This is a genomic window from Janthinobacterium paucivorans (assembly GCF_051380805.1).
In the GTDB taxonomy this organism is placed as follows: Bacteria; Pseudomonadota; Gammaproteobacteria; order Burkholderiales; family Burkholderiaceae_D; genus Janthinobacterium; species Janthinobacterium lividum_D.
Genome location: NZ_JBNYXR010000007.1, coordinates 244201 through 254904 on the forward strand (window position 1 = coordinate 244201; position 10704 = coordinate 254904).

The 10704-nt window shown below is 60.1% G+C and carries 10 protein-coding genes; 9 read left to right on the forward strand and 1 reads right to left on the reverse strand.

All coding sequences use genetic code 11. The features are described 5' to 3' along the window. Window positions 1-208: 208 nt before the first annotated feature. Window positions 209-907, reverse strand: a complete 699-nt coding sequence (locus ACQ4V8_RS11445; RefSeq protein ID WP_010393692.1) for a Crp/Fnr family transcriptional regulator — start codon at window positions 905-907, stop codon at window positions 209-211. A gap of 179 nt (window positions 908-1086) precedes the next feature. On the opposite strand from ACQ4V8_RS11445, the gene ACQ4V8_RS11450 reads away from it, so the two are divergent. The 9 genes from ACQ4V8_RS11450 to ACQ4V8_RS11490 all read left to right on the forward strand — a co-directional run bounded on the left by ACQ4V8_RS11450 (window position 1087) and on the right by ACQ4V8_RS11490 (window position 10518). Next, a complete protein-coding gene (locus tag ACQ4V8_RS11450) occupies window positions 1087-3018 on the forward strand; it encodes an AMP-binding protein (RefSeq protein WP_070346012.1) in 1932 nt (643 codons plus the stop codon). A gap of 14 nt (window positions 3019-3032) precedes the next feature. Next, window positions 3033-3848 carry an ABC transporter ATP-binding protein gene (locus tag ACQ4V8_RS11455; RefSeq protein WP_029496076.1) on the forward strand — a complete coding sequence of 272 codons (816 nt, stop codon included), beginning with the start codon at window positions 3033-3035 and terminating at the stop codon, window positions 3846-3848. Window positions 3849-3873: 25 nt separating this feature from the next. Next, window positions 3874-4770, forward strand: a complete 897-nt coding sequence (locus ACQ4V8_RS11460; RefSeq protein WP_196856207.1) for a branched-chain amino acid ABC transporter permease — start codon at window positions 3874-3876, stop codon at window positions 4768-4770. 111 nt (window positions 4771-4881) lie between these two features. Then, the gene (locus ACQ4V8_RS11465) at window positions 4882-5940 is read left to right on the forward strand and encodes a branched-chain amino acid ABC transporter permease (protein ID WP_010393700.1); all 1059 of its coding nucleotides are present in this window, start codon (window positions 4882-4884) and stop codon (window positions 5938-5940) included. Window positions 5941-6004: 64 nt separating this feature from the next. Beyond that, complete coding sequence (locus tag ACQ4V8_RS11470; protein WP_010393702.1) at window positions 6005-7336, forward strand: ABC transporter substrate-binding protein; 1332 nt, start codon at window positions 6005-6007, stop codon at window positions 7334-7336. Between the two features lie 63 nt (window positions 7337-7399). Continuing rightward, window positions 7400-8245, forward strand: coding sequence for an ABC transporter ATP-binding protein (locus ACQ4V8_RS11475; RefSeq protein ID WP_010393704.1), 846 nt, complete (start codon window positions 7400-7402; stop codon window positions 8243-8245). 16 nt (window positions 8246-8261) lie between these two features. After that, window positions 8262-8621 (forward strand): MmcQ/YjbR family DNA-binding protein, encoded by a 360-nt coding sequence (locus ACQ4V8_RS11480; protein WP_010393706.1) that lies wholly within the window; start codon window positions 8262-8264, stop codon window positions 8619-8621. After that, entirely contained in the window at window positions 8618-9874 is a 1257-nt protein-coding gene (locus tag ACQ4V8_RS11485; protein ID WP_010393709.1) for a phenylacetate--CoA ligase family protein, read from the forward strand. The genes ACQ4V8_RS11480 and ACQ4V8_RS11485 overlap by 4 nt, the downstream gene beginning before the upstream one ends. A gap of 62 nt (window positions 9875-9936) precedes the next feature. Next, window positions 9937-10518 (forward strand): hypoxanthine-guanine phosphoribosyltransferase, encoded by a 582-nt coding sequence (locus ACQ4V8_RS11490; RefSeq protein ID WP_029496078.1) that lies wholly within the window; start codon window positions 9937-9939, stop codon window positions 10516-10518. Window positions 10519-10704: the final 186 nt, after the last annotated feature.

Sequence of the window (10704 nt, forward strand, 5' to 3'; positions counted from 1 at the left end):
TTAGCCTGCGGACGGCGCTGCCATCCCGTCGTGCCCTGGCCATGCGCGCCTGGCCAGGACGTTTTCGCCGGTTTCAGCTTGCGTCAGCGTTTTTTCCTGGTGCCCGCGTGGCGCAGCTGATACGCTACCGTGCAGCGAGCTTGCCAACGCCGGCAAAAACAATTGCTGGTGCTGCTGCGTCCAGTACCGCACGTCGTCCATCGCCACATCATTCGCCATCATCAGCCTCGTAGCGCCGCAAGCCTTCCAGGTCCAGCACGCGGATGCCGCCATAATCGAGGCGCAGCAAGCCCTTTTTTTCAAGCACCTGCAAGGCCTGGTTGGCGCGCTGGCGCGAAGAGCCTGACAACAGACCGATTTCTTCCTGCGACAGCTGCACCAGCGTATCGACGCCAGGATACAAATGCGAATTGAACATCGAGGCCAGGCAGCGCGCCACGCGCGTATTGAGGTCGAGCAGACGTTCGTTTTCCACCATGCCGATGAACTGGCCCAGACGCTCATTGAGTTGCATCAGCAAAAAGCGCGTGAACGGCAGGCTCGTTTCCAGCAGCCAATGGAAGGTGGCACCAGGCAGGCGCGCGACGCGCGTATCGCGCAGCGCCATGGTGTCGTATTTACGGATTTCGTTTTTCAGCAGCGAGCCTTCGCCAAACCAGCTGCCGGGCGGCACGCCGATGAAGGTCATGGCCTTGCCCGAGGCGGAAAAATTATTCATCTTGACCATGCCGCTGATGACGCCGATCCAGTTATCCACCGGCTCGCCCTTACGGCAGACAAAGCCGCCTTTCGGCACCGACGTTTCAAACACATCCGCCTCGACCCTGGCCATTTGCACGGGATCGAGCAACTGCGCCCAGTTGGCCGCGCGCACGGCATCCTTCAGACTGATATCAGGGTAGGTCATTGTGCGATGCACCATCGAAAAGTGGGTAAATGTCCCCGAAAAGACAACTCGGCAAACTAACGCAAGCTACTATCATTGCACAAACGCCTCACACATAAAAACACAGAGCGCCATCCAACGAGGTGGTACCTGAGACAAGCAACAGGGAGACACTGGTGCAAACGACTACCGCAACGACGATGCCGACTTTTCCACGGCGCTTATTGCAACACGGGTCCGTACGACCCGACAAGCCCGCATTCCGCGAAAAGCACCTGGGCATCTGGCAAACCTGGACCTGGTCCCAGGTCAACGACGAGGTGCGCGCCCTGGCCTGCGGCTTGGCAGCCATCGGCTTCCAGCGCGGCATGAACCTGGCCATCATCGGCGACAACCGTCCCCGCCTGTACTGGGCCATGCTGGCCGCGCAAAGTCTGGGCGGCGTACCCGTGCCACTGTACCAGGACGCGCCAGCCGCTGACATGGCCTACGTGCTGGAGGATGCGCAAATCCGCTACGCCATCGTCGAAGACCAGGAACAGGTCGACAAACTGCTCGAACTTAAAGCTGTGTATCCGCACCTCACCCACATCGCTTACGACGATGAACGCGGCATGCGCCATTATCGCCAGCCGGAGTTGATGTCCTTTGCCGCCCTGCAGGTACTCGGCAGGGCCTACGATCGCGAACATCCGGGCTTTTTTGATGCCGCCGTGGCAGCGGGCCAAGGCAGCGACTCGGCCGTCATCCTGTACACCTCGGGCACCACGGGCAAGCCCAAGGGCGTGTGCCAAAGCCATACGGCGCTGCTGGCCGCCGGCGTTGGCGGCGTGGCCTTCGACAAGCTGACCGACGCCGAAGACATCCTGTCCTACCTGCCCATGGCGTGGGTGGGCGACTGCCTGTTTTCGCTGGCGCAAGCCATGGTGGCCGGCTTCACCGTGAATTGTCCCGAATCGGGCGACACGGTAATGATCGACATGCGCGAAATCGGCCCCACCTGCTACTTTGCGCCGCCGCGCGTGTTCGAAAACATGCTCACCAGCGTGATGATACGCATGGAAGACGCCAGCAGCATCAAGCGCCACATGTTCAGCCATTTCATGGACGTGGCCAAACGCTGCGGCGCGCAGATTTTGGATGGCAAGCCCGTGTCGCTGGCGGATCGCCTCAGCTACAAGCTGGGCGAGCTGCTGGTCTACGCTCCCCTGAAAAACGTGCTGGGCCTGTCACGCGTGCGCGTCGCCTATACGGCCGGCGCCGCCATCGGCCCCGACCTGTTCCGCTTCTACCGCTCCATCGGCGTCAACCTCAAGCAATTGTATGGTTCCACCGAAACTTGCGCCTATGTGTGCCTGCAGCCGGACGGCAATATCAAGTTCGACAGCGTGGGCTTGCCGGCACCCGGCGTGGAAGTCAAACTGGCGGCCAATGGCGAAGTGCTGGTCAAGTCGCCGGCCACCATGAGCGGTTACTTCAAGCGTCCCGACGCCACCGCCGAAGTGATCGATGCCGACGGCTACTTCCATACCGGTGACGCGGGCGTATTCGACAGCGAAGGTCATTTGAAAATCATCGACCGCGCGGCCGACGTCGGCAAGCTGACGTGCGGCGCCATCTTCGCGCCCAACTACATCGAAAACAAGCTCAAATTCTTCCCCTTCATCAAGGAAGTGGTGGCCTTCGGCCATGCACGCGACCAGGTCTGCGCCTTCATCAACATCGATATCGAAGCGGTGGGCAACTGGTCCGAGCGGCGTGGCATCGCGTATGCCGGCTACACCGACCTGGCGGCACGCGCCGAAACCTATGGCCTGATCCGCGACTGCATCGAGCAAGTCAACGCGGAACTGGCGACCGACCCACTGATGGACCGCACTCAGGTACACCGCTTTTTGGTGCTGCACAAGGAACTCGACCCCGACGACGACGAGCTGACGCGCACGCGCAAGGTGCGCCGCAAATTCATCGCCGAAAAGTACGCGGTGCTCATTTCCGCGCTGTACGAGGGCAAGACAACGCAATACATCGAGACCCAGGTGAAATTCGAGGATGGCCGCCTTGGCTCGACCAGCGCCGACCTGCAGATCTGGGACAGCAAAACGTATCGGCCCCAAGGCCTGGCCGCATGATGGAGCACAGCACGATGCAAATGAACGAACCCGACGCCCATTTTGGCACGGCCCGCAAGACCGGTCCCGTGATCCTCGACCTGAAGAACATCTCGCTGTCGTTCGGCGGCGTGAAAGCGCTGACCGACATCTCGTTTGACGTCAAGCAGCATGAAATCCGCGCCATCATCGGCCCGAACGGCGCAGGTAAAAGCTCGATGCTGAACGTGATCAATGGCGTGTACCGCCCGCAGCAAGGCGAGATCATTTATCGGGGCGAACACCGGCGCGGCATGGATTGCTATGCGGCCGCCAAGTCCGGCATCGCGCGCACCTTCCAGAACATCGCCCTGTTCAAGGGCATGACGGTGTTAGATAACATCATGACCGGGCGTAACCTGAAGATGAAGTCGAATTTTCTCCTGCAGGCGCTGTATTGGGGCCCGGCCCGGCGCGAGGAAATCGAGCACCGCAAAAAGGCCGAAGAAATCATCGACTTCCTGGAAATCCAGGCCATCCGCAAGACGCCTGTGGGGCGTCTGCCCTACGGCTTGCAAAAGCGCGTCGAACTGGGTCGCGCGCTGGTGGCCGAACCGGAAATTTTGCTGCTCGATGAACCGATGGCCGGCATGAACGTGGAAGAAAAACAGGACATGTGCCGCTTCATCCTCGACGTCAACGACCAACTGGGCACGACCATCGTGCTGATCGAGCACGACATGGGCGTGGTGATGGATATCTCCGACAGGGTGGTGGTGCTCGACTACGGCAAAAAGATCGGCGACGGCACGCCCGACGAGGTGCGCAGCAACCAGGATGTCATCAACGCGTATTTGGGTGTCGCGCACTAGCACCAGACAAGGGATAGCAATGAATATCAATTTTTTCTTTGAAGTGCTGATCGGCGGTCTGCTGTCGGGCGTCATGTATGCGCTGGTGGCGATCGGTTTTGTCCTGATCTACAAGGCTTCGGGCGTGTTCAATTTTGCGCAGGGAGCGATGGTGTTTTTCGCCGCCCTCACCTGCGTCGGCATCATGGACAAGTTCGGCCTGTCGCTGTGGCTGGCCATCCCGCTGACGATGCTCACCATGATCGTCTTGGGTATCGCCATCGAACGGGTAGTCTTGCGGCCCCTCGTCAACCAGCCGGAAATCACGCTCTTCATGGCCACCATCGGCCTGACTTTTTTCATCGAAGGCCTGGCGCAGCTGATGTGGGGCTCGCAAGTACACAAGCTGGACTTGCCCATCGAAGACGTGCCGATGCAGTTCTTGATGGACCGCTTTGACATCAACATCTCGCAGTTCGACCTGATGGCGGCCGGTATCTGCGCGCTGCTGGTGATCTGCCTGGCCCTGCTGTTCTCGAAAACCAAGGTGGGCCGCGCCCTGCGCGCGGTCGCAGACGACCATCAGGCGGCACTGGCGGTTGGCATCCCGCTGCAGCGCATCTGGGCCGTGGTGTGGGGCGTGGCGGGCTTGGTGGCGATGGTGGCCGGCTTGCTGTGGGGGGCGCGTAACGGGGTGCAGTTCGCCCTCACCTTCATCGCCTTGAAAGCGCTGCCAGTGCTGATACTGGGCGGCTTTACTTCCGTGCCCGGCGCCATCGTCGGCGGCCTGATCATCGGCGCCTCGGAAAAGCTGGCCGAAGTCTACCTGGGCCCCATGGTGGGCGGCGGCATCGAAGGCTGGTTCCCGTATGTACTGGCGCTGCTGTTCCTGCTGGTGCGCCCGGAAGGCCTGTTCGGCGAAAAGATCATCCGGCGTATTTGATATTGCATGACTTTTTTACCCCAAAAACAAACCCCGGGGTCGGACCCTCAGGGTCCGACCCCAGTATTGAAGCCGTTGGGTTGACGCTCAACAGCCAGCAAAGGACACGCCATGATTTACCGTGAAGCAGGACAATTCAAGACCAGCTATCAGGCTGACAGCCAGATTTTTCCGATCCGCCAAGACCGCCTGGCGCTGACAGCCACGCTCCTCGTCGCCGTCTTCCTCCTGCCATATTTTGCCTCGCCCTACATGTTGTCAGCGATCCTGATCCCCTTTCTGATCTTCGCGCTGGCGGCACTGGGCCTGAACATCCTGACCGGCTACGCGGGCCAGCTGTCGCTGGGTACGGCCGCCTTCATGGCCGTGGGCGCGTTTGCCTCGTATAACTTCATGGCTCGCCTGCCAGGACTACCACTGCTGGTGTCGTTCATCCTGGGCGGCCTGTGCGCGGCCATGGTGGGCATCGCCTTCGGCCTGCCCTCCTTGCGTATCCGCGGCTTTTATCTGGCCGCCTCCACGCTGGCGACGCAGTTTTTTGTCGTCTGGTGCCTGACCAAAATCCCGTACCTGACCAACTACAGCTCCTCGGGCGTGATCACGGTGCAGAAAATGAGCATCCTGGGCTACCAGTTCGATACGCCGCAAAGCAAATACCTGCTGGTACTGGCCATCGTGGCCGGCATGGCATTAATGGCCAAGAACATGATCCGCTCGAACGTCGGTCGCTCGTGGATGGCCGTGCGCGACATGGACATGGCGGCCGAGGTGATCGGTTTTCGCCTGATGCGCACCAAGCTGCTGGCGTTCGCCGTCAGCTCGTTCTACTGCGGCGTGGCAGGTGCGCTGTATGCCTATGCCTACCTGGGCACGGTGGAACCGGAAGCATACAACCTGGACCTGTCCTTCCGTATCCTGTTCATGATCATCATCGGCGGCGTCGGTTCGATTTTGGGTTCCTTCTTGGGTGCGGCCTTCATCGTACTGCTGCCCGTGTTCCTGAACACGATTGCGCATGGCCTGGCATTGCCGACCAGCGTGGCCTCGAACCTGGAACTGATGGTGTTCGGCGCCCTGATCATCTTCTTCCTGATCGTCGAACCGCACGGCCTTGCAAGGCTGTGGCAGATCGCGAAAGAGAAATTACGCCTGTGGCCTTTCCCGCACTAGGAATTTGTACCTTGCAGTCTGATGTCGCTTGACTTGAAATCAAATAAACAAGAGGAGACACACAATGAAACACATCAAATCGCTCATGCTGGCCGCCGCTATCGCCAGTGCCGCACTCACCATGGCCGGCAGCGCGCAGGGTCAAGAAAAAAGCCAGGACAAGGAACAGTACATCGCCCTGCCGTCCTACCGCGTAGGTCCTTACGCGGCCGGCGGCTCCGGTTTCTACGGCGGCATCATCGATTACTTCAACCTGGTCAACCAGGCTGGCGGCGTGAATGGCGTGAAAATCAGCTGGGAAGAATGCGAAACCGAATACAACCCATCGCGCGGCGTCGAATGCTATGAACGTCTGAAAACCAAGCAGGGCGGCGCCACCCTGGTCGAAACCCTGTCCACCGGCGTCGCCTACGGCATTCTGGACCGTGTGGCACAAGACAAGATCCCGATGACGATGATCGGCTACGGCCGCTCGGACGCCGCCAACGGCAAGGTCTTCCCGTATGTCTATCCGCTGATCTCCAGCTACTGGAGCCAGGCTGCCGCCATGATCAAGTACCTGGGCGACAAGGATGGCGGCATGGACAAGCTGAAAGGCAAGAAGATCGTCCACCTGTACCACGACTCGGCCTTCGGCAAGGAGCCGCTGCCGGTGCTCGAAGCCCTGTCGAAACAGTACGGCTTTGAACTGGTGAAAATTCCCGTCGCACCGCCCGGCAGCGAGCAGCAATCGCAATGGCTGCAAATCCGCCAGGCCAAGCCGGACCATGTGATCCTGTGGGGCTGGGGCGTGATGAACTCCGTTGCCATTAAAACGGCGCAGCGCAATGGCTTCCCGCGCGACAAAATGCTGGGCGTCTGGTGGGCTGGCTCCGAGGAAGACACGATTCCATCGGGCGATGCAGCCAAGGGCTACACGGCGATGACTTTCAATACACCGGGCAACTACCCCGTACTCGACGACATCCGTAAAAAACTCTACAGCACCGGCAAGGGCAACCTGTCCGACCAGTCGCGCATCGGCTCCGTCTACCACATGCGCGGCGTGACGGCCGGCATCCTGTGGGTGGAAGCGATCCGCGTGGCGCAGGAAAAATTCGGCAAGGGCAAGCCGGTCACGGGCGAGCAGATGCGCTGGGGCCTGGAAAACCTGAACGTCGACGATGCGCGCCAGAAGGCCATCGGCGCGCTGGGTATGTTCCCCAGCGTGAAGACCAGTTGCGATGACCATGAAGGCTCGGGCGCCGTGAAAGTCCAGCAGTGGGATGGCAAGAAATGGACCGCCATCACGCCGACGTGGATCGTCGGCGACAGGGCCCTGGTACGCAAGCTGGTCGAGGAATCCTCAGGCAAGTACGCCGAGGAGAAGAAGATCACGCCGGCGTGCATGAAGTAAGCAACTAGAACCGGACCGGTGCCAGCGCGCCGGTCCCGTGTTTAACATTTTAAAGAAGCAGCCATGAGCCACACTGCCACGCAATCCACGATCAAGACCGAGGCGCCGCCGCCCTACCTATCGGTCAACAATATCGAAGTCATTTACGACCATGTGATCCTGGTCCTGAAGGGTGTGTCGCTGCAAGTCCCGCAGGGAAAGATCGTGGCGCTCTTGGGCGCCAACGGCGCCGGCAAGTCGACCACCTTGAAAACCATTTCGACCCTGCTGCGCGGCGAACGCGGTGACGTTACCAAAGGTGAAGTCCAGTTCAAGGGCGAACGCGTGGATCAATTGACGCCAAATGAACTGGTCAAGCGGGGCCTGTCACAAGTGATGGAAGGGCGCCACTGTTTTGGCCACCTCACCATCGAGGAAAATCTCTTGACCGGAGCCTACACGCGCAGCCTGTCGCGCAGCGAACTGAAGGACGCGCTGGAGAAGGTGTATCACTATTTTCCGCGCCTGAAAACGCGACGCAGCAGCCAGGCCGGCTATACCTCCGGCGGCGAACAGCAGATGTGCGCCATCGGCCGCGCGCTGATGGCCAAGCCGTCGATGATTTTATTGGACGAACCGTCGATGGGGATCGCGCCGCAGATCGTCGAAGAGATCTTCGGCATCGTCAAAGACCTGAACCACAAGGAAAACGTATCTTTCCTGCTGGCCGAGCAAAATACCAACGTGGCACTGCGCTACGCCGACTTCGGCTACATCCTGGAAAACGGCCGCGTCGTGATGGAAGGGCAAGCCCAGGAACTGGCCAGCAATGAAGACGTCAAAGAGTTTTATCTGGGCGTCTCCAGCGCAGGGCGCAAGAGCTTCCGCGACATGAAGTTCTACCGCCGCCGCAAACGCTGGCTGGCCTGACACAGGAGCAGACGTGATGGACATGGAGCGAGCGAAGCAGGTGTGCCGTGCCTTTCCCGGTGCGACAGAAGACATCAAGTGGACGAACGTACTGGCGTTTTCCGTCGGTGGCCGCCTGTTCGCGCTGTGCAGCGCCGAAGCGCACAACACGCGCGGCATGAGCTTCAAAGTCGATGCGGAACGCTTCCTGGAATTGACTGACCGTCCCGGCATCGTCCCGGCGCCCTACCTGGCGCGGGCCAAATGGGTGCATATCGCCAGCCCCGACGCGCTCGACGACAAGGAAATGGCGACCCTGCTGCACCGCTCATACAGCCTGATTTTTGCCAGGCTGACGAAAAAACTGCAACGTGACATTGGAGAACCAGCAACATGACCGATACGCTCGACAGTCTGGAAGCACGCGCCCCCGAAGAACGCGAACGCGAATTGATGGCCGGCCTGCCGCAGTTGATCGCGCACGCGCAGGCGGCGCCGGGCTGGGCCCGCATTCTCGATGGCGTCAACGCAAGCGATATCAACAGCCGCGCCGCGCTGGCGCAACTGCCGGTGACGCGCAAGTCCGACCTCAAGCAATTGCAGCATGCACAACTGCCGTTCGGCGGCTTGAATACGACGCCAAAAAACGCCCTGTCGCGCGTCTTCGTCTCGCCCGGCCCGATCTTCGACCCAGAAGGCCGCGGCCCCGACTGGTGGCGCTTTGCGCGCCCCATGTATGCCGCCGGCGTACGTGCCGGCGGCTTGCTGCAAAACTGCTTTTCGTATCACTTCACACCGGCCGCTTTCATGGTCGAAGGGGGCGCCGCTCGCATCGGCTGCAGCGTCATCCCGGCCGGCATCGGCCAGACGGAAATGCAGGTACAGGCGATGGTCGATCTGAAGCCCGATACGTATATCGGGACGCCGTCATTCCTAAAATTGATCATCGAAAAAGCGCGCGAGATGGGCGCCGACATCAGCAGCGTCACCCGGGCCTTAATGGGCGCGGAAGCCTTGCCTGAATCCTTGCGCAGGTGGTTTGCCGAAAACGGCGTGCCGCATGTGTTCCAGACCTACGCCTCCGCCGATATTGGCAGCATCGCCTATGAAACGGCCAGCAATGGCAAGCTCAATCCGGGCATGGTCATCGACGAAAACGTGCTGCTCGAAATCGTCCACCCGGGCAGCGGCATTCCCGTCGCAGCAGGCGAAGTGGGTGAAGTCGTGGTCACTGTCTTCAATGCAGACTACCCGCTGATCCGCTTCGCCACGGGCGATTTATCGGCCGTGCTGATGGACGCGCCGAATTCGCCGTGCGGGCGCACGAATACGCGCATCCGCGGCTGGATGGGACGCGCAGACCAGACCACAAAGGTGCGTGCCATGTTCGTGCATCCATCGCAAGTGCATGAAATCACGCGCCGCCACCCGCAGATCAAGAAAGCGCGGTTGGTGGTATCGGGACGCATGGCCAACGACGAGATGGCCTTGCATTGCGAAGTCGATGATCCGAAGGATGCCAGCAATATCGAGGCCATCATTGGCTCGATCCGCGAACTGACCAAATTGCGTAGCGATGTGGTGCTGGTGGCCGTCGGCAGCCTGGCGCAAGATGGCAAGGTGATTGACGACATGCGCGATTACAAATAAGACCGATTTGCGGGATAATACTGGCATTGACCATCAGCCTATTCATCGCCATGCAAGAGTCCATGCAAGAATTTCACCATAACCGTGCCCGTGACCTGATCAAGAACGCGGAACTGCTATTCGACCAAGATACCGTGCAGGCGTCGATCACACGCATGGCCGATGTACTGAACACGCGCTTCAACGCCAAGGACTCGAAAGAGTTCCCGCTGGTGCTGGGCGTGATGGGCGGCGCCGTCGTCTTTACGGGCAATCTGCTGCCGCAACTGAGCTTTCCGCTCGAATTCGACTACATCCATGTGAGCCGCTACGGCGACGACGACAAGGGCGGCGAAGTGGTGTGGAAAGTCATCCCTCGTTCCAACGTGGCGGGCCGCACCGTCATCGTGCTCGACGATATTCTCGACGAAGGCGAAACCCTGGCGCACGTCAAACAACGCTTGCTCGACATGGGCGCTTCGGAAGTGATCCTGGCCGTATTTGCCGACAAGGCCATCGGCAAGACAAAGCCCGTGCAGGCGGACATCGTCGGCCTGGTGATCCCGAACCGCTTCGTCGTCGGCTTCGGCATGGATGCGTACGGCTACTGGCGCAATCTGCCAGGCCTGTGGGCCATCAAGCCTGAGGATTTGAAGCAGGAGTGATTGTGGTGTTGTCGGATTACGCGCTGCGCGCTAATCCGACCTACCCATGGTTGACGCGGCAGGTCGTACGTAGATACTGTTATCCCCGTCAAGCGGCGTGCAAGGTCGGATCAAATATTTTTCCTGACCTGAGCACGCCGAATGCCACGTGCACCAGCTTGCGCATCATGGCGCCGATGATCAGCT